This window comes from Pantoea sp. NSTU24 (assembly GCF_050157905.1).
Taxonomy (GTDB): Bacteria; Pseudomonadota; Gammaproteobacteria; order Enterobacterales; family Enterobacteriaceae; genus Pantoea.
On record NZ_JBKIWZ010000002.1, the window covers coordinates 101,997 to 123,373 of the forward strand.

Sequence of the window (21,377 nt, forward strand, 5' to 3'; positions counted from 1 at the left end):
ATGCGCGATATTCAACCTATCAAGATGCTTTCCGTCGTGATCCCGGTCTACAACGAAGAAGAGAGTCTGCCGGAGCTGTTACAGCGTACTGGCGACGCCTGCGACGGAATCGGCCTGGCGTATGAAATTCTGCTGGTGGATGATGGCAGCAGTGACCGGTCAGCCGAACTGATCGAACAGGCTGCCACCCTGCCCGATAGCCGGATAAAGGGCGTGCTGCTCAACCGTAACTACGGTCAGCACTCTGCCATCATGGCCGGATTCAGCCAAGTGCGTGGCGATCTGATAATCACGCTCGACGCTGACCTGCAGAACCCGCCGGAAGAGATCCCACGTCTGGTAGACGCCGCCCGTCAGGGTTATGACGTGGTGGGCACCATCCGGCAGCAGCGCCAGGATACCTGGTTCCGTCGTAAGGCTTCACGCACGCTCAACCGGCTGATCCAGCGCGTGACCGGCAAAGCGATGGGCGATTACGGCTGCATGCTGCGCGCCTACCGCCGTCATATTGTCGATGCGATGCTGAACTGCCATGAGCGCAGCACCTTCATTCCAATTCTGGCCAACACGTTTGCCCGTCACACGATTGAGCTGCCGGTGCTCCACGCCGAGCGCACCTTTGGCGATTCGAAATACAGCTTCATGCGTCTGATTAACCTGATGTACGACCTGGTGACCTGCCTGACGACGACGCCGTTGCGATTGCTCAGCGTGGTTGGCAGCCTGATTGCGATTGCTGGTTTCGCCTTCTCGCTGGTGCTGATCATCCTGCGACTCTTTTTCGGTGCGGCCTGGGCAGGGGATGGCGTCTTCGTCCTGTTCGCTGTGCTGTTCATGTTTATCGGTGCCCAGTTTGTGGGTATGGGACTGCTCGGGGAGTACATCGGGCGCATTTATAACGACGTCCGCGCGCGTCCGCGCTATTTCGTTCAACGCATTGTTCAGGCTCCTGAAGAGCCTTCAGTACAGGATACTCAATCATGAAGACCCTCGTTTTCGCCTATCACGACATGGGCTGTGTCGGCATCAATGCGCTGCTGAACGCAGGCTACGAGATCACCGCCATCTTTACGCACAACGATGTGGCGACCGAAAATCCCTTTTTCGGCTCGGTAGCCCGACTGGCGGCAGAGCACGGCATCCCGGTTTATGCGCCGGACGAGGCAAATCATCCGATCTGGCTCGACCGCATCCGCACGATGGCGCCAGAGATGATCTTCTCCTTCTACTATCGCCATCTGCTGAGCGACGAGATCCTGCAATGTGCAGAGAAGGGCGCTTTTAACCTGCACGGCTCGCTGCTGCCGAAATACCGTGGCCGCGCCCCGCTGAACTGGGCGCTGGTGAACGGCGAGCGCGAAACAGGCGTGACGCTGCATCGCATGGTGAAGCGCGCCGACGCCGGGAATATTCTGGCGCAGCAGAAGGTTGCCATTGAGGAGCAGGACAACGCGCTGACGCTGCATCGTAAACTGACACAGGCTGCGGAGCAGTTGCTTGCCGACGTGCTGCCACGCCTGCGTCAGGGCGATGTAGCAGAGTGGGCGCAGGATGAGAGCCAGGCGACCCGCGTGGGCCGTCGCACGGCTGAAGATGGCCGCATCGACTGGAATCAGCCAGCTGAAGCCATTCACAATCTGGTCAGGGCGGTCACCGATCCCTGGCCTGGCGCGTTCGCCTTCGCCGGTTCGGTCAAATTTATCGTCTGGAAGAGCCGGGTTCATCCGCAGCAGCATCAGGCGAAGCCGGGCACGGTGATCGCTAAGCAGCCTTTCCTGATCGCCTGCGGTGAGGGCGCGCTTGAAATCCTGACCGGGCAGTCTGAGCACGGTGTTTACATGAACGGCAGCCAGCTGGCGCAGAGCTTAGGCATGGTGCCGGGCGCGCTGCTCTATTCCAAACCGCAATCGGTTCTGCAGCGCCGTACCCGTGTGCTGATCCTGGGCGTGAACGGCTTCATCGGCAATCATCTTACTGAACGACTGCTGCAGGATGAGCATTTTGAGGTCTACGGGCTGGATATCAGCTCCGATGCTATCAGCCGCTTCCTCGATCATCCGCGTTTCCACTTTGTGGAAGGGGATATCGCAATCCACTCAGAATGGATTGAGTATCACATCAAGAAGTGTGACGTCATTCTGCCGTTGGTCGCGATCGCCACGCCGATCGAATACACCCGCAATCCGCTGCGCGTCTTTGAACTCGATTTCGAAGAGAACCTGAAAATCATCCGCGACTGCGTGAAATACCAGAAGCGTATTATTTTCCCGTCCACCTCTGAGGTGTACGGCATGTGTACGGACGACAGCTTTGATGAGGACACCTCAAACCTGGTGGTGGGACCGATCAACAAACAGCGCTGGATCTATTCGGTCTCCAAACAGCTGCTGGACCGCGTCATCTGGGCCTACGGCGAAAAAGAGGGGCTGCGTTTCACCCTGTTCCGTCCTTTCAACTGGATGGGACCGCGTCTGGATAACCTCAATGCGGCACGCATCGGCAGTTCCCGCGCGATTACGCAGCTTATCCTGAACCTGGTGGAAGGCTCGCCCATCAAGCTGATCGATGGCGGCAAACAGAAACGCTGCTTTACCGATATCCGCGATGGCGTTGAAGCGCTGTTCCGCATCATCGAAAACAAACAGCAGAACTGCGACGGGCAAATCATCAACATCGGTAATCCGGACAATGAAGCCAGTATCAAAGAGCTGGCCGAGCAGCTGTTGTCGAGCTTCGAGCGTCATCCGCTGCGCAGTCAGTTCCCGCCGTTTGCCGGTTTCCGTGAAGTGGAGAGCAGCAGCTACTACGGCAAAGGCTATCAGGATGTGGAGCACCGTAAACCGGCAATCCGCAACGCCCGTCGCTTACTCGGCTGGACACCAACCGTCACGATGGATGTCACGATCGACAATACGCTGGACTTTTTCCTGCGCACCATCGAGCAACAGGCTGATAAGTGATGAAAAAGATTGGTCTGCGGATTGACGTCGATACCTGGCGCGGCACGCAGCAGGGTGTGCCGACGCTGCTGGCGCTGTTTCAGCGTCACGCGGTGCGGGCCAGCTTTTTCTTCAGCGTCGGGCCGGACAACATGGGCCGCCATCTCTGGCGGCTGATCAAACCGGCTTTCCTCATCAAGATGCTGCGCTCCCGCGCAGCATCGCTTTATGGCTGGGACATCCTGCTCGCCGGAACGGCCTGGCCAGGCAAGCAGATGGGGCGCGGTCTGCGGCATATCATTCAGGATACTGCCCGCTATCACGAAATGGGGCTGCACGCCTGGGACCATTTTGCCTGGCAGACCTGGGCAGGTGTCTGGCCGCAGGATAAGCTGGTTGAGCAGATCGCGCGTGGCACTGAAACGCTGAGTGAGATCCTGGGCCATCCGGTCAGTTGCTCAGCGGTGGCCGGCTGGCGCGCCGATGGCCGGGTGCTCGCGGCCAAGCAGGATTTCTGCTTTCACTATAACAGCGACTGTCGTGGCACCGGCCCCTTCCGGCCCCTGCTGCCGGACGGGCAGGTTGGCACCGTTCAGATCCCGGTGACGCTGCCGACATGGGATGAAGTGGTTGGCCGTGAGGTCAGCGCAGAAGGCTACAACGACTATATTCTGGCGAAGATGCTCGCTGCGGATGATGGGGCGGTTTACACCATCCATGCTGAAGTGGAGGGCATCGTTGGTTCCGCGGACTTTGACCGGCTGCTGACGGCGGCTGCCCGTCACGGCATTCAGTTCTGCCCGTTAAGCGAGCTGCTGCCGGATGACCTGGACACCCTGCCGCTGGGCCGGGTTGTCAGAGGTGAAATCGCCGGCCGGGAAGGGTGGCTGGGTTGTCAGAAACTCACAGAAGAGGCGAACTAGTGCGGATACGTAACAACACGGCGTGGTTACTTTTTTTCAGCTTTTTTATCCTTTATTACCTGATCCCGCCAGTATTCCGCGATCTCTGGCAGCCCGATGAGACCCGCTATGCGGAGATCAGTCGGGAGATGCTGGCAAGCGGAAACTGGATCACACCTCACTTCTTCGGCCTGCGCTACTTCGAAAAACCGGTGGCCGGTTACTGGATTAATTCGCTGGGCCAGTGGCTGTTTGGCCATAACAATTTCGGCGTGCGGGCGGGGTCGATCGTCTCCACGACGTTCACGGCTGTCATGATTTACTGGCTCGGCAGGCGGCTATTTGGTTCTGCGCGTACCGCCGCTGTTGCCAGCGTGATTTTCCTCAGTTCGCTGCTGGTCTATGGCGTCGGCACCTATGCGGTACTCGACCCCATGCTGATGCTCTGGCTGGCGGCAGCGATGTGCAGTTTCTGGCTGGCGACAGAAGCCAGCGGGCGTGCCGGACGGGCAGGCGGTTATCTGCTGCTGGGCCTCGCCTGCGGTATGGGTTTCATGACCAAAGGTTTTCTGGCGCTGGCGGTGCCGGTGCTGGCGATCCTGCCATGGATGATCTGGCGACAGCGGCTGTGGGAACTGTTCTGCTACGGTCCGCTGGCGCTGCTCTCAGCGGCGGCGATCAGCGCCCCCTGGGCGCTGGCGATTTATCATCAGGCGCCTGATTTCTGGCACTACTTCTTCTGGGTGGAGCATATTCAGCGCTTCGCAGAGGAGAATGCCCAGCACAAAGCGCCTTTCTGGTATTACCTGCCGATTCTGCTGCTCGGTTCGCTGCCGTGGCTGGCGCTGCTGCCTGGTGCATTAATCAGCGGCTGGCGTGAACGTCAGCAGCATCCCGGCGCGCTCTATCTGCTGAGCTGGACGGTGATGCCGCTGCTGTTCTTCAGCCTGGCGAAAGGCAAGCTGCCGACCTACATCCTGCCCTGTTTTGTACCGCTGTCGCTGCTGATGTCGCACTATGGCCTGAACGCGGCACAGCGGGCAGGGCGGGTATTAACCATCAACGGCTGGATTAACCTGATTTTTGGCATCCTGACCGTGGCCACGGTATTGCTGGTGCTGGCCCCGTGGAGTGTGACGCATCATCCGCTGTTCGCCCCGGAGGAGACGCTGAAGCTGGGACTGGCGGCACTGGCATTTCTCGTCTGGGGCGTGGCGGGCGCCTACAGTTGCCGTGCTTCCCGGCGCCGCTGGCTGGTATCTGCGCTGTGTCCGCTGGGGGTAGCGCTGCTCATCGGCGCTGTAATCCCGCAGAAAATTCGGGATGCTAAGCAGCCGCAGAACTTTGTCTCGGTCACAGGCAACCGGCTGGCGGCCAGCCGCTTTATCCTGGCGGATAACCCTGGCGTGGCCTCCGCCGTCGCGTGGCATCTGCACCGCAGCGACATCGGGTTCTATGATTCTAAAGGCGAACTGGAATATGGGCTGAGCTATCCCGATGCGCAGACCCGCTTCGTCTCTGCGGCGGACTTCAGTCACTGGCTGGCGGAGCATCGCCATCTGGGCAGCGTGTCGCTGATGCTGCTGGTCGACTCGGTTCACAGCGATATCGGCGAGGACGTCCCGGTGCCGGATGCGGTCTATCGGCAGGGCCGGCTGGTCAGCCTCTACTATAGCCAGTTGAAATGATGCTGCTGCTGATTGTCCTGGTCAGCCTGCTCAGCTGCAGCGCGCAGCTCTGCCAGAAGCAGGCCACCCATACGTTGTCACGTCAGGGGAGTGTGTGCTGGATTGCGCTGAGCATGCTGCTGTTAGGTGCCGCCATGCTGCTCTGGCTGCGGGTGTTGCAGCAGGTGCCGGTGAGCCAGGCCTATCCGATGCTGAGCCTTAATTTTATTTTCGTCGCGCTGGCCGGACGCATCCTCTGGCGCGAGCGGCTTACGCTGCGCCAGATAGCGGGCACGTTGCTGGTGGTGACCGGCGTGGCCCTGATGGCGAGTCAGCTATGAAAGGCTACGGATGGGTCGCCTGTAGCGTGCTGCTGGTTTCCGCCGCGCAGTTGATGATGCGCTGGGCGATGCCGCGGTTGCCTGAGTTCAGCAACCTCCTGTCGCTGCCTGCCATGGCGATTCTGCCCGCCCTGATGCTGCTGGCCGGGCTGGGGGCTTATGGTGTCTCGATGCTCTGCTGGATCCGGGCGCTGCACTTTTTCCCTCTGAACCGGGTTTATCCGCTGCTGAGTCTTAGCTACGTGCTGGTGTGGCTGGTGGCGGTCAGTCTGCCGGTATTTCAGGAGGCGTTCAGCTGGCACAGTCTGATCGGTGTGGTGATGATTGTCGCCGGTCTGCTCTGCATTGTGATTAAACCCTGAGGGATCACTGATGTTATTGTTTTCGCATCAGTCTGCCGTTTGATTATCATTTTCGTGCAGTCGTTAACGCTTTCCCGATAGCGAAATTAACGTTTTCGTGATAAATATCCTTTCTGTTATCGTTTTCATTCGACAGATAAAGGATTCATAATGCTGGTTGGCTTCAGCGCGCTGCGCGAACGTTATGCCATTGAACTGGCGCAGCCGCTGCGCGTGAAATCGGCCATCGGCACGGTACGGTCCCATCACGAAAGTCAGGGACGGGTAGAGAATTACTACCCACCTGGCTATCAGCCGGAAGACTCCTTTGCCGGCCACTTTGCCTTTGGCCTTAAATATGAAGAGATCCATCTTGAGTTCTTTGCCCGGCTGTTTACGGCGGTCGGGCCTGAACCACTGGAACAGTGGTGCCGCCAGGAGCCGTTCGGCCAGTATGCGCGCCGGGCCGGATTTCTCTATGAATGGCTGACCGGCAGCCCGCTACAGGTGCCCGATGTGACCAACGGCGGTTATGTCGGAGTGATTTCATCCGATGCTTATCTCACCCGCACCACGCTGAAGCGTAACCGACGCTGGCGCATCAACGACAACCTGCCGGGATCGGTGGATTTCTGTCCGCTGGTGCGCAGAACGCCCGCCGTTGAGCAGGCACTGGCCTTCGATCTGAACGATGCTCTGAGGGACCTGGATAACGCGTTTGGCGCAGATATCCTGATGCGCACCGCCAGCTGGCTGACGTTTAAAGAGTCGCGTGCCAGTTTCCTGATTGAAAAAGAGTCTGACCAGGGCGATCGTATCCAGCGCTTTGCTCACGTCATTGCACAATATTGCGGTCAGCTTGACGATCCGCTCAGCGAAGAGAGCCTGCACATCCTGCAGCAGGGGATTCTGGGTCAGGATGCGCTGGGCCTGGGGCTGCGACGTTCGCCGGTGTTTGTCGGGCAGTCGACGATGCGCGAAGATATCGTCCACTATATTGCACCGCACTATGAAGATGTCCCGCGCTTTATGCAGGGGCTGAAAGCCTTTGAGCAGGCGACGCAGGGCGCTGCGCCGCTGGCCCGGGCGGGCGTTATCGCGTTTGGGTTCGTCTATATTCACCCGATGCGCGACGGGAATGGCCGCATCCATCGATTTCTGATCAATGACATGCTGAACCGGGATGGCGCAATACCGGATGGCGTGATCCTGCCCGTTTCCGCCACCATCACCAGCTCAATGAATTTCCGGGTCGGCTACGATCGCACGCTGGATCTTTTTCTAAAAAACTGATGCGGCGCTATGCAGGCTGCTATCGCTTTGGCGAGCTGAAAACCTATGAGGATGGCACACGAAGCAACTTCATTTTCAGCGACTATGAGGATGCCCGCTTTGCCTGGCGCTATCCCGATCTGACCGAGCATGTCCTTTACACGAGCAGAGTGGTCGAACATACCGTGCGAACCGAAATGGCGGATGAAGCACGGGTGCTCGTCATGTTTCAGCGCGCCCAGCAGCAGCTGAAGGAGGTGGTTGAGATGCCGGATCAGGATGCCAGCCGCATCATCCGGTCGCTGAAGGAGAACGGCTGGCAGATCTCGGGCAAGCTGAAAAAAACTTCCCGCTGTTTGAGGATGACGCCATGGCCCGGCGCATCGTCGGAGCGGTCAGATCGGCATTTGAGACGGAACAGTGAGTGAAGTGCATCACTGCATCCGGCATGATGCAGTTCAGCTGAGCGGTGTGATCTCTGCGGCCAGCGCAGCGATATCATCGATAACATAATCCGGTGACGGCGCCAGTGGATAAAGCGCCTGACCTTTACGGGCGACGAAGGCAGTTTTCATCCCTGCACGTTTAGCCCCGTCGACATCCCAGCCATGCGCCGCCACCATCATGCAGGCGGACGCGGGCTGCCCCATCTCATTCATCGCCCACTGATAGACTCTCAAATCGGGTTTATAAACCTGAACCTGCTCCACGCTAAGTATACGGGTGAACAACGGTGCCAGCCCGGCAGATCTCAGCTGCTTTTCCGCCAGCGCGGCAGAGGAGTTGGTAAGCGCGACCAGCGTATAGCCCTGCTGTTGCAGTGCGGTCAGCCCGCTGGCCACATCCGGATAAGCAGGCATCGCGGCGATAGTTTCAGCCAGCGGTGTTGCCGCCTCCGGCAGGGTGATGCCATAGCGTGCGGCCGTCATCTCCAGAACGGCTTCCGCGATATCGCCAAAACTGTGGAAGCTGCCAGTGACGGTCCCGACCAGTGAATGATGTAACACTGAGGTGAACCAGGCTTCGGCGCGTTCAGGTTTGTTACCAAGCCGCTGCGTCACCGCCTGATTCAGTCCGGTCGTGTCCAGCAGGGTCTGGTTAACATCGAAAAATAGCGTGCCGTTGCCAGGGGGGAGAGGGTGACTGTTTGGCATCTGAGCTCCGGTTGTGTTGATGCTTATGAGAGGTGTAGCGTCAGGGAGAGTGATAGAAGGTAGGTTACTGTCCGGGATTTCTCAAGAAGAGCGGAATTGCGGTGCTTTCCGGCATAGTCAGAAGCGTTTCTTAGCCTGAAGTCTGATGTTCAAAAAGCGGAGGCAGAGGCTTTCACATCTCAAAGCGGATAATTGTCTGTGGCGACCACTGTTTCAGTCATAGCACCATCGCCTGGCACGGACTGACTCGATCAGCATCCCAACGGTAAGAGGGATGGCTTCGTGCGGATCTTCTGGATAGTAGAGGCTGAAAGTCACCTGGTCAGAATCCATTTCAAAGGCATCAAAGACGTTCTGAAGGCATTCCGCAGCGTCTTCCGGATCAAGCTTCATGTCCAGATTTAGCGACGTTTCTGGCGTGAGTGTTCTTTTCCGGAACGAAAGAAAGGAGCGGCCGTTCCACGGCTCAATGAGAGCCATTACGCGTGTCTGGGTGGCATCTACCATAACTTATCCTTCCCTCGGGCGATGGTGTTATAGAGTCTGACTGAATTGTAATTGATATCAATAACATCTTTGGCCAGTATCACCCGGCCCACAACAGGAATGGCTCGTCCTACAAAGGTGCTGAGCTTATGTGTAAACAGAATACGCGCTGTCCGAGGCGGGTATCCCCCTACGATCATGGGGAGCTGAATGCCGAAAGGAAATTTGGCGTCAGGGAATACTCTGCGCGCTGCCTTAGAGGCATAGGACGTTCCCTTGAGAGCATCGCGCGGTTTGGTTCGGGTAGTCAGGACATTACGTCCAGACAGGATGGCCACGATCGCTCCGAAGTCATCAATGCCAAGTTGCTTAGCGACTTCTTCACAGAAAATCATGAAATAAAGCTCACCAGCGTTGAGATTCGGTCTGCCTGCGTAGAAATAGGTATTATTAAGATCTTCAGTCGTGTCCACTGCCAGCTCCTGCGGGTTTATCTTCATCTGTCATCCTGACGATTTGTGAACAATACCTCCTTCATTCAAGCCAGACAACCTGTCAGATGCTGGATAAAAAGATACGATGATTCCACCGCATTTTTCTTCAGGTTAAAGACACCAATGCCACTAGCCAGGAAATGCCGACATGCCTGAGGAAACACGTCTTACTTACCATCATTATGTAGAAGCCTGGTAATAGCCCGTTCAGTGTTGCGGGTCTCAATAATATGCGTGCAATGCTAGTTATGTTAAATTAATTATCCGGTTACCCACTCAGCCAGCCCATTTATGCCCTATTCACGTTCGCTTAGTGATATGCACTTTTATTGAAGAGGCAAAACTGAGCTTGCCTCTTAAGGTTGAAGCTATGGCATTTCATTTTTGCAGTAAAAGAGTCTGTCACTATAGGCTTTGTACCAGGATCATTTCGATAGCGTAATAACCCTTTCTGCTGACAAGATTGTACTCTCTCTGTGCGCAATAATAATTCTGGTGATTCGCAGCTTCTTTATCGCCTGATTTACTTGGTTTTCGCTTTCAGCGTCAAGCGCGCTTGTTGCCTCATCCATAAACAGAATCTTCGGTCTTTTATATAAAGCCCTGGCAATAAATAGGCGCTGCTTTTGACCACCGGATAGGCCTTCACCCAGTTCTCCAATCATAGTTTCGTAACGCATTGGTAGTTGTATGATGAACTCATGCAGATAGCTTGTTCTGGCACACTTCAGCATCCAGTCTTCATCTACGTTTTCAGAGAAACTGCAGATATTCTCCCTGATTGATCCCGAAAACAGTCTATCGTCCTGCATCACGCACGCGATATATTTCTGATAGTTATTGATACCCAGCTGCAGGATATCAACGCCATTTACTTCAACCGTACCATCGTCAGGAAGAATAAGTCCGCAAAGCACCTTTATCAGCGTTGTTTTACCCGATCCGGATGGTCCTGTTATCGCGACGCTTTCTCCCGCAGCAATGCTCATACTCAGATTATGAAACACAGGCTGAGTATGAGTGTCGAAGCTATAGGTTAATGATTTCACCGACAGGGAGGCCGGTTCTGCAGTCGGAAATGCCACCAAATCTGCTTTACGCGGCTCTCTGGGATGAAGGGCAATATCAGCCACGCGCTCATTATGAAGGCTCATCATACGCATCTGAAGCAGAAAACTTATCAGGGAACCGACGCGATCGGTAAACTGACTACGGAAAGCACCAAAGGCGATAAACATTCCAATGGTCATCTGATTAGCAATCACAAGACTGGCGCCTAGCCACAAAATGATGACCTGATCAAAAGCCGTGACCAGACCGCTCACACCTCCAAGCAGCATTTCTAATTTAGTCACGCGAATGGACGTGTTGATGGCGTCAACTTTGAGGTTAAGCCACCTGACAATCCGCAACTCTGCCATACCCTGAATTTTTATCGTGGAGATACCGTAGAGTGTTTCCATAAAATATGAACCAGCCCGCGCATTTCTGATCAATGACTCTTCCGTCAGCTGCCGGTAATAGGTGTAGGTAACTAAGCGAATAAGCACGTACATGCCAGTAAACGCGATAACAACCCACGTCAGCCAGCCACCGTAAAGGATCAGCATGCACAATACTCCCAGAACCACCATGCTGTCGATGATGGCGCCGACGATGCTTGTTGTGAACGTACTGCGAAGCTCATCAAGTGAGCCGAAGCGTGACTGGATATCACCGAGTTTACGTCGCTCAAAGTATCCCAGTGGCAGATGCATGAGGTGAGAGACGAGGCCTGACTGCCACTGGACATTGATTGACGCAGACATAATCAGTGATGTCCAGCCCCTGAACAGGCTAAACAGCATATGCAGCAGTATAAAGAAAATCAGGCCGCAGCAGATTAGCGTCAGTAGTCCAAGGTCTTGGGCAAGTATCGCATGATCCATTATCAGCTGGGTACCCACTGGCATCACCAGGCTGATAGTTTCAATGACAAGTGAGAAACACAGAATTTTCCCCAGCGTTTTTCTGAGGCCATGTACGCTGCCGGCGAGCGTTCTGAAGCTGAACCGGTTAGCGGATTCTCCTGTGGTAAAGGTACTGTCAGGCCAGACCTCGAGCGCTATGCCAGTGAAACATTTTGACACCTCGTTCATGCTTACCTGACGTCTTCCCTGCGTCGGATCGTGTATCAACACGCCATCCCGTCCGGCTTCAACCAGGACGACATAGTGATTAAACTCCCAGTGCAGCATGCAGGGCAGCCTGAGCGCTTTAAGTTCGTTTAGATCGAGCGTAACGGGCCGTGTTGTCAGTCCGAGCTGCGTCGCCATCCTTGTCAGCGCAGTCAAGGTCGCTCCCCGAGCTGACAGGTTAAACTCCCGACGCAGGGTGGCCATATCCACGTTCTTACCGTAGTGCCCTCAGATCATGGCCAAACAGGCAAGGCCACATTCAGAAGATTCAGTCTGATGGATGAGCGGAACATGACGACGAAAGCCCAGATCTAGCCGGGAAATCAATATTCTGAGAGAGTTTCTAATCATTTATCGGTCCTGTCGCGCTGTGTTTCATGTCATAAAAAGGTGAAAGCATCCACTGGTATATTCTCCGCTTTTCAAGGAAAAGCGTGGTCTGCGCTTTCATTCCATTTTCGAGACCCAGGTTTTTTTCGCCGTAGGAAATGATCAGATTCGCTGGGTTTATGATGACTTTGTAATAAGGAATAGCTGCTGCCAGATTTGCGGCGCTGGGAGCACCCTGGTAGGTCAGCATTTCTTGGTGAGACGCAGGCGTTTTCGAAATAATGGAAATTAAGCCGGCAAATTGGCCAAATTTTTCAGACGGAAACGCCTCATAGCGAATGTTTACCTTTTCTCCGCGGCTGAGATAAGGAATAGCGTCATTGGGTACCCACGTCACGAGATCATAACGGTCAATTTTTTTCGGCATTACCTGAAACAGACTGTCTCCTGGACTGACCATTTGACCAAGGGTGACGCTCAATGAGTTCATATATCCGTCTGAAAGCGCTCTAACAACGATCGTTCCGCTGGCATCAATACCGGCCAGCTCTTTGTACAACTCAAATCGCTGTAATTCCATCTGATTGATCTGATTATCATAATCTGCAGCCTGCACCTGAATCTGGTTGTTCAGCGCCGTAATCTGCAAAGTGTTCTGTTCGTTCTGACCCATTAGTCCCAGCAGATTATTTTGTTGTTGATAGTATAGTGCTACGTGATTTGATAGCTGGTCCTTAGTAATGAGGCCTTTAGCCTGATAGCTCTGATAATTGACCATATTCCTTTTCATTAAGCTAATGCCTTCCTTTACCCGCTGAATAATTTCAGTTGAGCTAACCAGCGCCGCGCTATATAACTCCTTCTGCTTTCCCAGCATATTAAGCGTGTTTATTTTACTGGCGTTCAGTCGGGAAATTATCTCTTTAACGCGCTGTATCTGGTCTTCGATATCTTTACGCTGATTAACGCTGACAACTCCCTTGACCGTACTTTTACTGACGTCAATCTGATAGACCGGGGAACCCGATGTTATTTCCTGTCCTTCAGTGACAAACCGGTCGGTGACAATGCCCTGCACAGATGAGTAAACGTTTGCAGGTCTTGGATAGGTTGCTATCTCACCTGACACGCTGACTCTTCGCGTATAGGTGCCTTCAATAATAAAGGTAAGGAAACACGCAAAAAAAAATAGGCTGGATGATGCAACAACCCAGAAGGGGACGCCCGGGAGGAGAAGTGCCCGACCGCGCCAGCAATGGTGGCGATTTTCAATTGATTCCTTTCTGTACATTTAGTTCGTTCCATGTCGAGTCTTGCAATCACAATACTCAGCGGATAAGCATCAGAGTTCAGCAATCTGACTAATTATTACTGTGTCTAATGGTGATTTAATTTTGCCAGCAACGCGTGTGGTTTCTGGCAGGAAAATGAATTTGAAATTAATTAAAGCCTGAGGTAGAGTTATTTTTTTCTTAATAAAAGATGTAAAAAATAAAGTGCTGCTTTCACTAAACCCAGCATGGTAAGAACGATCACAAGGATTTGAGAAATACCCTGCGGGGCTGCATACCAGCTTTCGAACCCGACGCCCGCGCCTTTCAAAAGAGAGGCAGCCAAAAGGATGCAAACAAAAATGACCAGACCGCTAATTACTTTATGCATTATTAACTCCTAATTTCCCGGCATTGCTGCCGGGAATGTGATTACCAGGTGCACTGTCCGCCAATATTGCCAGCATTACTGTTCTTGCTGCCATTACTTGACGATGAGCTTCCGGTGAAGCAACCACCCGCGATGGCTCCGCCGGCAAGGCCAAGTGCCAGTCCTGCCAGGCCGCCGGCGGAACCCGCAATCATGCCGCCAATAATGCCGTTATTACAGGCTTCTACGTAAGCGTTGGATGAGGCGTTGCCGCTTTTTTTACTGCCGCTGCTGGTACCGGGACCGTGCTTATCAGCATAGTTTCCTGCACCGGAAACCTGTTCCATTTCATGCAATGTAAGCGTTCTCATATTTGATATCCTTATTTGTTAACCTACATTCAATTGGCCTTTATAAACTATCGTAAATAGAGGGCATTTAAAATGAGAAAAATATGAGGGTTTCGATAATTTTATTGAAAGAATCACAAGCATTTAAACATTGTATCCATTAAATCATTGTGATTTTTACACTTTACTTCAATGAGTTGGGCCTTTTTTTACTGAAGCCTTTAGCTTCATTAGTTCCAGTTGATGATTATTTTTTTCTAGATAAAAAAGTATAGTTGTGAAGTAGCTCACATTGGTGCGGAGTTTCAAAACTGATGTTTTTAATTAACGATCTAAGGTTGTGAATTAACTTTAATCTTATGGTTAATATTCATAGCAAGCTAATTAATTATCGCCACGGGCATTAAATACTGCGCTTATATTCAGGCGATGATTGCACATCAGTAATGCCCTGAAGACACCGTATATACCTTTGCATCATAGCATCATAGCGTTATGTTGCACGGTGAACTGTTCAGAACTCCTGAATAAAAAATGGTGACGTATAACTGATCTTACGAACGCCGCGCGCTTTTCACTTTCGGCCAGATATGGCTCCAGCTAATACCGGCCATGCAGAAACTCCAGGCGAGTCGTCACACGATGAGGCCAATGTTTAATGCATGGTTGCAGGAAAAGGTAAGCGTCAGTAACATTTTAAACCTGCGCTTAACTTCAGGCCACTATGGCGTATATGCCTCATAAAGGGGTTTGAGGGCCAACCGTACGATAACATACGATAAAAGGGAAACTGATGAATAAGCATGATTGCATATATAGTGGCCGACTAAATGGATTTTATCAAACCGGGTAAGCCGACGCCGAATGCCTTTATCGAACGGTTTAACCGGACGTACCGGACAGAAATGCTGATTTTTTACCTATTAAAAACCTTGAACGAAGTATGGGAAAATAGACATCACTTAATCACCTTCAGTGAAGTTTCTACCTTATATAAGCAGGGTAGCTTCAATATACCCATGCCTGAAGCGAAAATATGATTGTGCAAAGCCTTAACTTCCTATAATTATACTTATACGAAGTCATGACAGCCGGAAGGTACTGCGCTATCATGGATCGCATCGAGAACGTATCTGAAATGACGACGCTACATAAGTTCTGACCTGTTACTCCCCTGCTTTTTTCTCAGAATTCACGTAGCGCGATCGCGAGCATTTCTGTCTGATAAGTGAGCAATAATGCGTAAATCAGAACCACTCACAAGCCTGACGGTGAACCATCACGGTGATATTGCGGAGCGGCTCAGGCAGTTCGTACAGGATAGAGAAGCTTTCTCACCTAATACCTGGCGTCAGCTGATCAGCGTTATGCGGATCTGTCATCAGTGGTCAGAAGATAATCAGCGTACATTCCTGCCGATGAGTGCAGAAGATCTTCGTGACTATTTGGCCTTTCTGGCAGAGAGCGGCCGTGCTTCCTCCACTGTCACATCACATGCTGCGCTGATTTCAATGTTACACCGTAACGCAGGGCTGAATGCACCTAATGTCTCGCCGCTTGTGTTTCGTACGATGAAAAAAATAAATCGGGTAGCGGTGATGAACGGTGAACGGGCGGGACAGGCGATTCCGTTCAGGCTTAATAATTTGCTGGCGCTCGATAAACAGTGGTCAGGATCGGCAAACCTTCAGGAGCGTCGAGACCTGGCATTTTTGCATGTTGCGTATTCAACGTTACTGCGTATCAGTGAACTGGCGCGGCTACGGGTACGTGATGTCATGCGTGCAGACGATGGGCGAGTAATCCTGGATGTCGCATGGACTAAAACGGTCGTTCAGACGGGCGGATTAATTAAGGCGCTCAGCAGTCGTTCAACTCAGCGCCTTGAAGAGTGGATTGAGGCATCCGGACTTGCGGGTCATCCTGATGCTTTTCTGTTTTCTGCTGTGCATCGTTCCGGGCGAGTGCAGACAGCAGAAAAACCAATGAGTACGCGCGCGCTGGAAGACATTTTTAGTCGCGCATGGCGCCTCGCTGGAAAAACGGGTGCGGTTAAAGCCAACAAAAACCGCTACACCGGATGGAGTGGTCACAGCGCCAGGGTGGGAGCCGCACAGGATATGGCAGATAAAGGCTATCCGATCGCACGAATTATGCAGGAAGGCACCTGGAAAAAACCAGAAACACTGATGCGTTATATCCGGCATGTTGATGCACATAAAGGTGCAATGGTGGAATTTATGGAGCAGGTTGATAACGACGAACGCCCAGCCTGAAGCAATGAGCTCGCTATTTTTCAGTCTGGAGTTATCCACAGAAAAAGTGGACAGGCTGTGGGTAAGCCGGTACAGAGTTGCAGAGCGATTTGCAAAATGCGTTACAGATAGCTGATTTAACGAGGCCGGCTATATGCTGTTCAGCAAAAAGACCGGGGCCGTTCAAAGGTGCTGACAAAGCGTCATATCTGCTGCTTTTGTATCATGAAGCCAGAATAGCACCAGACTATACTGCGGTGAAACAGTGCGTCTTTACACGTTATGCCAGTCAATGCCCTGGCTTGCTACTCTTCTCCTCCTCGATGGCTTGGTTATCTGAAGATTTTCCACGTTATCAAAGCCAGCCAGGTTGTTTATTTTATCAATACTCACGCTCAGTCAGATTTCAGGCATTGAGCTGAACGTTATTCCGGAATCCTGGGTGCCACTCATACGGCTTTATACAAAAATTAAATTTTACTAAATGTAAGGTCTGTTTTAACCAAACCTCAACGGCCAGTGCTGTTCCATCGTTCAGGGCGCGGGAATACTGGATTTATAAAAAAGATTTTAATAAAATCATCACCCAATTTGTGAATAATGTACTCCTTTAGAAGGCAGGAACAATGGTCAAATCCTTTTTTATGGCCGCTTGTATTACGGCTGCGGTCACCGCGCTTGCGGGGTGTTCCAGTGACTATATTATGCAGACCAAATCCGGAGAAATGGTTGTTACCAAAGGAAAGCCGGTAATCGATGAATCGACCGGCCTGATCACCTATAAAGATGCAGGTGGCTACAAGCACGAGATCAATCGCGACCAGATCCGTAATATGATTGAGAAATAATATGCATAATACCCCACAGCGTATTCTGATGTGGGGTATTTTCTTATGAAAATGGCGAGATTAGTTATTGCTGAACTTCGATCTGCGTCCAGCCTTTCCTGTACATACAGTCTTTCACCATAATATCCCGGTTGCCTGCGTTCTCATCAGTTGATGAATAGCTGGTGTCCGTCGTTTTATGTTTTTCATCTCTGGTCGTGTACTTACCCGTAACCTCATTGTCCGGCGGTAACTCCCTGAGTGCCTGTGCTTTACACTGTGTCTCTGCGATCTCTTCCTGATGTTTGTCCATGCCTGGTTTTACCCATTGATAGTCAACACAACCCGTCAGCGCTGTCACGATTAACGTTATAACAAGAGTCTTTTTCATCACACCCAACTAAAGTCAGATTAACATAATCTCTATTGAAGAGCTTCCACAGGCGTGATGTTAACACATCCCTGGTAACAGAGTAGCGACTGTAACCACCAAAAAAATATTTATTTCGGTTTATTTCAGACTGAGGGCCGGTGCAGGGGCTGCTTTTTAATAAAGATGCCAGCCGCTTTATCTGTTCAATTCCGCTATAAGCGCGGCGTCTCTGCTTTGCAGACTGGGTTTATCTCCCCGGTCATAGTCTTTTGTTTCACCTGTCCGACAGGCCACATCAACAGGTGCATGAGCTTCCCATCGTTTAGGCTGAAATCCTTTTATTCGGTCAGAGAAGGTCAGTACTGCAGGCGGCATAGCAACCATCGCTGCAATCTCTGAGATTTTGCAAAACACGGACTAAGACGTAAGTAAGGTCAGGAAGTCTTTGTATGAATATAATAAGATGGATTTTCAGACAGTAAGTTATTTCTGGATGCACAATGACTGACGTGGCGGCAGGCAGGATCATATCTGTAACTTCATTATAGGGGGATACATTATCTTCTCTTATTACTGCAACAGGTCAGTAACATCTTTTACGGGCAGGCATGCCGAATATTGCAGTCAACTGCAATGGCCGGTACGCTGAGGAAGTGATCTTCAGAAAGCATCAGGCTGTCCGAAACAATCTTTTCTCCAGTAATGAATGGCCAATTGCCCGAGGAATCTTCTGTCGATAATGTGTTTACTCCTCTGCAAACAGACCCGCAGTCTGCTTAAGCTGCGCCAGGACAGCAAACAGTGAGAGTGGGAGGAGCCCGTCCGGGTGCAGGAACGGTTGTATCAACTCTTTTCGAAAAATGACAGATTTTAACCGGGACGGGACCATGCTTCTGTCTCATTTGCTCTTCACCAGAGTGTCATAAAGTTTTGAAGGCTGTCCCGCGTTGATTACTGCACCAGACTTTCTTCCCTGTCAAAGCCGTTGTGGCAGCCGGAACATTTTCCTTTCTTATTTTCATGTATGACAGGAAGTGTTAACCAGCTACCTGCATGGCGCATTGCCAGCAGAATGATTGCGTTTAGTGTCAACACGCCCAGCAGGCAGGTCCCGCTATAAACGGGATGTTCCGCAGCTGTCATCGTCTGATAAAAGAGTGTTGCCGTGGTGAAAGCGATGTTGAGCCCCCAGAAAAAGAGAAGATCATCCATTTTTTACCCGCTTCACGCGCGATAGCCCCCATCACCGACACGCAGGGCACATAGAGCAGCACGAAAATGAGGTAGCTGTAGGCTGCAAAACCGTCGTTAAATTTTGCTGACATGATACTTATGGGGCCGGATGCCATTTCGCCGTCGCCTTTACTGACTTCAAGGGGATGCGTTAGCGCATCAATGTTTAACGCGGCCGATAATCCCATCAAGGTTTCTGTCAGCGCGTCTTTCAGCTCACCGGACAAATCAAACGTCTGCGGATTAAACGCACTGCTCTGGAGCGCCTCCGTGGTGTAAAGACTGTTGAGCGTACCGACCACAACCTCTTTCGCCATGATGCCACTGATCAGGCCTACGGTCGCCTGCCAGTTATCCTGAGTCACCCCAATCGGTCGCAGCGCAGGAGTAATCATTTTACTGGTTGTCGCCAGCGCCGAGTGGTTGATGTCATCAACCAGCTGGCCATCTAAGGCAAAGCTGCTCAGCAGGCCAATCAGCATACTGACCAGGATGATGACCTGTCCGGCCCGTACCACAAACATTTTCAGGCGTTGCCAGGTCTGCAACAACAGGCTCTTCAGATGAGGCCGGTGGTAAACCGGCAATTCCATAAGAAACGGGGTGGACTCTCCATCCAGCAGGGTATGTTTAAGTATCAGGCCGGTCACAATTGCTACCGTAATGCCCAGCAGATAGAGAGAGAAAACGATGCCGGAGCTGTGAATGTTAAAGAAGGTTGCGGCGAACACCGCAAAGATGGCCAGCCGAGCGCCACATGACATGAAAGGCGCGATCAGGATGGTCAGCAGCCGCTCGCGCGGCGTGTCCAGCGTGCGGGTTCCCATCACGGCCGGAACGTTACAGCCAAAACCAACAATGAGCGGGACAAAGGATTTGCCCGGTAGCCCCAGCGATTGCATCAGGCGATCCATGACAAAGGCAGCGCGCGCCATATAGCCGGAGTCCTCCAGAAAAGCGAGCAACAGAAACATTAATCCAATCTGGGGAATGATTGGCAGCACGGTATTGATTCCGGCACCGATACCCTGCGCCAGAAAAACCGTCAGCCAGTCCGGGAAGTGACAGACATAACCCAGCCACTGCGCGCCGTGAATAAATAACGCCACCGAGCTGTTGTCAAACAGAGGCTGCAGTGCGGATCCGATGTTGATGGAAAATACGAACATCACGTACATCACGGCCAGGAAAATCGGCATGCCGAGCCAGCGGTTCAGCACGATATTGTCAATCCGTTGGGTCAGCGTGGCGGGCACGGCCTGATCGATATTACTGACGGCGGCACAGAGGGCGCTGATGGTGCGGAAGCGGCAGTCGGCAATCGCCATTCCGGGATCCTCTCCCGCTTGCGACATAATTTCAGGCAGACGCGGCAGCAGCGCAGGACAGTGTTTCTGGCTATTGATATCCCCTTCCAGCAACTGTAATGCCAGCCAGTACTCTTTCTGAGGCGCGATATCAGCAGGCATCTGCTGGCGAAGCTGCATAATTGCAGATTCAATTTCTGCCGGATAGCGAATCTGTGCTGGCGGCTGATAGTCATGGGGCTCATCGATCATCGCCTTAAGCCGGGCGACGCCCTCCCCTTTTGTCGAGGTCAGTGTGACGACCGGACATCCCAGCCGGGCTGATAGCATCGCGACATCAATTTTCATGTTCTGGCTGGCGGCGATATCCTGCATATTCAGAGCGATAATGCAGGGCACACCAAGCGCCAGCAGTTGAAAGGTCAGAAACAGATTGCTTTCCAGACTCGAGGCATCCACCACGTTTATGACCAGGTCAGCATTATCCTGATAGAGATACTGACAGGCGATGCTTTCATCAATTGAGCTTTCAGCTGATAACGTCGTCAGCGAGCGGGTGCCTGGTAAATCGATGAGCCGGACATCAGAGCGTGCAGTAAAAAATTGTCCCTCTTTACGTTCAACCGTGACGCCAGCCCAGTTACCGACGCGCTGGCGGGATCCGGTGAGTTGGTTGAACAGCGTGGTTTTGCCGGTATTAGGATTGCCAATCAACCCGATGGTTATCTTTTTCATCGGACGACCTCCTGCAGGATGATGTCAGCCAGGTCACGTTGTCGAACCGCCAGACTGACACGACGGGTGTGGATCTGTACCGGATCACCCAGTGGCGCTACACGAACAACCTCAAGTGTGACGCCCGGTAAGATGCCCATCGTCAGTAATTTCTGGCGCCATGCGGAATTGACCGAAGGCCGGTAGCCGATAACCCGGTAAGCACTGCCCCTGTTCACTGTCATTTCATGCCCTGCCGCTCTGAACGAAGAGCTCATTTTATAAATGATAAGCGTTACGGTTATTGATCTGGCATCAGGGCAACAGAGAAAACCGTCACCAGAATCAATGGCAATGCAGCCGAGCGGCATGCCTCAGAGAAAGGAGTCATAACGCGCATTGATAAAGGGATTCGCGGCTGTGACCAGGCCACGTAATGTCTGCAGCAGATAAATTTCGCATTAGCTAATTAGTTACATCATTCGACAACAGCTTAAACGATTTACGGCCCTTCGGGCCGTGGCGGGCGGCGGTTCAGTGAGCACTCGGGATTTCAGATCAGCGTCATTGAGGT

At 52.4% G+C, this 21,377-nt stretch carries 18 protein-coding genes and 3 pseudogenes; 11 read left to right on the forward strand and 10 right to left on the reverse strand.

Annotation, left to right across the window (positions count from 1 at the left end; all coding sequences use genetic code 11):
• From arnC to ACLHDD_RS18540, 8 genes are all read left to right on the forward strand, one after another.
• The gene (gene arnC / locus ACLHDD_RS18505; RefSeq protein ID WP_427105308.1) at nucleotides 1–984 is read left to right on the forward strand and encodes an undecaprenyl-phosphate 4-deoxy-4-formamido-L-arabinose transferase; all 984 of its coding nucleotides are present in this window, start codon (nucleotides 1–3) and stop codon (nucleotides 982–984) included.
• Complete coding sequence (gene arnA, locus ACLHDD_RS18510) at nucleotides 981–2,960, forward strand: bifunctional UDP-4-amino-4-deoxy-L-arabinose formyltransferase/UDP-glucuronic acid oxidase ArnA (RefSeq protein WP_427105309.1); 1,980 nt, start codon at nucleotides 981–983, stop codon at nucleotides 2,958–2,960. Before arnC ends, arnA begins: the two co-directional genes overlap by 4 nt.
• Nucleotides 2,960–3,862, forward strand: a complete 903-nt coding sequence (gene arnD, locus ACLHDD_RS18515; protein WP_427105310.1) for a 4-deoxy-4-formamido-L-arabinose-phosphoundecaprenol deformylase — start codon at nucleotides 2,960–2,962, stop codon at nucleotides 3,860–3,862. Before arnA ends, arnD begins: the two co-directional genes overlap by 1 nt.
• Nucleotides 3,862–5,529, forward strand: a complete 1,668-nt coding sequence (gene arnT / locus ACLHDD_RS18520) for a lipid IV(A) 4-amino-4-deoxy-L-arabinosyltransferase (protein ID WP_427105311.1) — start codon at nucleotides 3,862–3,864, stop codon at nucleotides 5,527–5,529. The genes arnD and arnT overlap by 1 nt, the downstream gene beginning before the upstream one ends.
• Nucleotides 5,529–5,849: a 4-amino-4-deoxy-L-arabinose-phosphoundecaprenol flippase subunit ArnE gene (gene arnE, locus ACLHDD_RS18525; RefSeq protein WP_427105327.1), complete on the forward strand. Its 321-nt coding sequence runs from the start codon at nucleotides 5,529–5,531 to the stop codon at nucleotides 5,847–5,849. Before arnT ends, arnE begins: the two co-directional genes overlap by 1 nt.
• Nucleotides 5,846–6,211, forward strand: coding sequence for a 4-amino-4-deoxy-L-arabinose-phosphoundecaprenol flippase subunit ArnF (arnF, locus tag ACLHDD_RS18530; protein WP_427105312.1), 366 nt, complete (start codon nucleotides 5,846–5,848; stop codon nucleotides 6,209–6,211). Before arnE ends, arnF begins: the two co-directional genes overlap by 4 nt.
• A 150-nt stretch (nucleotides 6,212–6,361) precedes the next feature.
• Nucleotides 6,362–7,483 carry a Fic family protein gene (locus ACLHDD_RS18535; RefSeq protein ID WP_427105313.1) on the forward strand — a complete coding sequence of 374 codons (1,122 nt, stop codon included), beginning with the start codon at nucleotides 6,362–6,364 and terminating at the stop codon, nucleotides 7,481–7,483.
• A complete protein-coding gene (locus ACLHDD_RS18540) occupies nucleotides 7,483–7,890 on the forward strand; it encodes a hypothetical protein (protein WP_427105314.1) in 408 nt (135 codons plus the stop codon). The genes ACLHDD_RS18535 and ACLHDD_RS18540 overlap by 1 nt, the downstream gene beginning before the upstream one ends.
• Nucleotides 7,891–7,920: 30 nt before the next feature.
• On the opposite strand, the gene ACLHDD_RS18545 is transcribed toward ACLHDD_RS18540, so the two are convergent.
• The 7 genes and pseudogenes from ACLHDD_RS18545 to ACLHDD_RS18575 form a co-directional block, all read right to left on the reverse strand.
• Nucleotides 7,921–8,616 (reverse strand): haloacid dehalogenase type II, encoded by a 696-nt coding sequence (locus ACLHDD_RS18545; RefSeq protein ID WP_427105315.1) that lies wholly within the window; start codon nucleotides 8,614–8,616, stop codon nucleotides 7,921–7,923.
• 213 nt (nucleotides 8,617–8,829) lie between these two features.
• Nucleotides 8,830–9,123 carry a DUF1493 family protein gene (locus tag ACLHDD_RS18550; protein WP_427105316.1) on the reverse strand — a complete coding sequence of 98 codons (294 nt, stop codon included), beginning with the start codon at nucleotides 9,121–9,123 and terminating at the stop codon, nucleotides 8,830–8,832.
• Nucleotides 9,117–9,575 (reverse strand): STM2901 family protein, encoded by a 459-nt coding sequence (locus tag ACLHDD_RS18555; protein ID WP_427105328.1) that lies wholly within the window; start codon nucleotides 9,573–9,575, stop codon nucleotides 9,117–9,119. Before ACLHDD_RS18555 ends, ACLHDD_RS18550 begins: the two co-directional genes overlap by 7 nt.
• 446 nt (nucleotides 9,576–10,021) lie before the next feature.
• Nucleotides 10,022–12,124 (reverse strand): annotated as a pseudogene (locus tag ACLHDD_RS18560) (peptidase domain-containing ABC transporter).
• A complete protein-coding gene (locus tag ACLHDD_RS18565; protein ID WP_427105317.1) occupies nucleotides 12,117–13,394 on the reverse strand; it encodes an HlyD family secretion protein in 1,278 nt (425 codons plus the stop codon). The pseudogene ACLHDD_RS18560 and the gene ACLHDD_RS18565 overlap by 8 nt, the downstream one beginning before the upstream one ends.
• 170 nt (nucleotides 13,395–13,564) lie before the next feature.
• Nucleotides 13,565–13,765, reverse strand: coding sequence for a hypothetical protein (locus ACLHDD_RS18570; protein WP_427105318.1), 201 nt, complete (start codon nucleotides 13,763–13,765; stop codon nucleotides 13,565–13,567).
• A gap of 41 nt (nucleotides 13,766–13,806) precedes the next feature.
• The gene (locus ACLHDD_RS18575; RefSeq protein ID WP_427105319.1) at nucleotides 13,807–14,115 is read right to left on the reverse strand and encodes a hypothetical protein; all 309 of its coding nucleotides are present in this window, start codon (nucleotides 14,113–14,115) and stop codon (nucleotides 13,807–13,809) included.
• An 809-nt stretch (nucleotides 14,116–14,924) separates the two neighbouring features.
• Between ACLHDD_RS18575 and ACLHDD_RS18580 the strand changes: the two are divergent.
• From ACLHDD_RS18580 to ACLHDD_RS18590, 3 genes and pseudogenes are all read left to right on the forward strand, one after another.
• Nucleotides 14,925–15,044, forward strand: a pseudogene (locus tag ACLHDD_RS18580) (integrase core domain-containing protein); the annotation flags it as partial.
• A 288-nt stretch (nucleotides 15,045–15,332) separates the two neighbouring features.
• Nucleotides 15,333–16,370: a tyrosine-type recombinase/integrase gene (locus tag ACLHDD_RS18585; protein WP_427105320.1), complete on the forward strand. Its 1,038-nt coding sequence runs from the start codon at nucleotides 15,333–15,335 to the stop codon at nucleotides 16,368–16,370.
• A gap of 623 nt (nucleotides 16,371–16,993) precedes the next feature.
• Entirely contained in the window at nucleotides 16,994–17,197 is a 204-nt protein-coding gene (locus ACLHDD_RS18590) for a YgdI/YgdR family lipoprotein (RefSeq protein ID WP_427105329.1), read from the forward strand.
• Nucleotides 17,198–17,261: 64 nt separating this feature from the next.
• On the opposite strand, the gene ACLHDD_RS18595 is transcribed toward ACLHDD_RS18590, so the two are convergent.
• The 3 genes and pseudogenes from ACLHDD_RS18595 to ACLHDD_RS18605 all read right to left on the reverse strand — a co-directional run bounded on the left by ACLHDD_RS18595 (nucleotide 17,262) and on the right by ACLHDD_RS18605 (nucleotide 21,048).
• Nucleotides 17,262–17,567 (reverse strand): hypothetical protein, encoded by a 306-nt coding sequence (locus ACLHDD_RS18595; RefSeq protein WP_427105321.1) that lies wholly within the window; start codon nucleotides 17,565–17,567, stop codon nucleotides 17,262–17,264.
• Between the two features lie 933 nt (nucleotides 17,568–18,500).
• Nucleotides 18,501–20,824 (reverse strand): annotated as a pseudogene (gene feoB, locus ACLHDD_RS18600) (Fe(2+) transporter permease subunit FeoB).
• Entirely contained in the window at nucleotides 20,821–21,048 is a 228-nt protein-coding gene (locus tag ACLHDD_RS18605; protein ID WP_427105322.1) for a FeoA domain-containing protein, read from the reverse strand. The pseudogene feoB and the gene ACLHDD_RS18605 overlap by 4 nt, the downstream one beginning before the upstream one ends.
• Nucleotides 21,049–21,377: the final 329 nt, after the last annotated feature.

Excerpts from the sequence above, each read along its gene's own strand:
- arnC (WP_427105308.1), top strand. The coding sequence starts at position 1 with ATGCGCGATATTCAACCTATCAAGATGCTTTCCGTCGTGATCCCGGTC.
- arnA (WP_427105309.1), top strand. The coding sequence starts at position 981 with ATGAAGACCCTCGTTTTCGCCTATCACGACATGGGCTGTGTCGGCATC.
- arnD (WP_427105310.1), top strand. The coding sequence starts at position 2,960 with ATGAAAAAGATTGGTCTGCGGATTGACGTCGATACCTGGCGCGGCACG.
- arnE (WP_427105327.1), top strand. The coding sequence starts at position 5,529 with ATGCTGCTGCTGATTGTCCTGGTCAGCCTGCTCAGCTGCAGCGCGCAG.
- arnF (WP_427105312.1), top strand. The coding sequence starts at position 5,846 with ATGAAAGGCTACGGATGGGTCGCCTGTAGCGTGCTGCTGGTTTCCGCC.
- ACLHDD_RS18535 (WP_427105313.1), top strand. The coding sequence starts at position 6,362 with ATGCTGGTTGGCTTCAGCGCGCTGCGCGAACGTTATGCCATTGAACTG.
- ACLHDD_RS18540 (WP_427105314.1), top strand. The coding sequence starts at position 7,483 with ATGCGGCGCTATGCAGGCTGCTATCGCTTTGGCGAGCTGAAAACCTAT.
- ACLHDD_RS18545 (WP_427105315.1), bottom strand. The coding sequence starts at position 8,616 with ATGCCAAACAGTCACCCTCTCCCCCCTGGCAACGGCACGCTATTTTTC.
- ACLHDD_RS18550 (WP_427105316.1), bottom strand. The coding sequence starts at position 9,123 with ATGGTAGATGCCACCCAGACACGCGTAATGGCTCTCATTGAGCCGTGG.
- ACLHDD_RS18565 (WP_427105317.1), bottom strand. The coding sequence starts at position 13,394 with ATGTACAGAAAGGAATCAATTGAAAATCGCCACCATTGCTGGCGCGGT.
- ACLHDD_RS18570 (WP_427105318.1), bottom strand. The coding sequence starts at position 13,765 with ATGCATAAAGTAATTAGCGGTCTGGTCATTTTTGTTTGCATCCTTTTG.
- ACLHDD_RS18575 (WP_427105319.1), bottom strand. The coding sequence starts at position 14,115 with ATGAGAACGCTTACATTGCATGAAATGGAACAGGTTTCCGGTGCAGGA.
- ACLHDD_RS18585 (WP_427105320.1), top strand. The coding sequence starts at position 15,333 with ATGCGTAAATCAGAACCACTCACAAGCCTGACGGTGAACCATCACGGT.
- ACLHDD_RS18590 (WP_427105329.1), top strand. The coding sequence starts at position 16,994 with ATGGCCGCTTGTATTACGGCTGCGGTCACCGCGCTTGCGGGGTGTTCC.
- ACLHDD_RS18595 (WP_427105321.1), bottom strand. The coding sequence starts at position 17,567 with ATGAAAAAGACTCTTGTTATAACGTTAATCGTGACAGCGCTGACGGGT.
- ACLHDD_RS18605 (WP_427105322.1), bottom strand. The coding sequence starts at position 21,048 with ATGACAGTGAACAGGGGCAGTGCTTACCGGGTTATCGGCTACCGGCCT.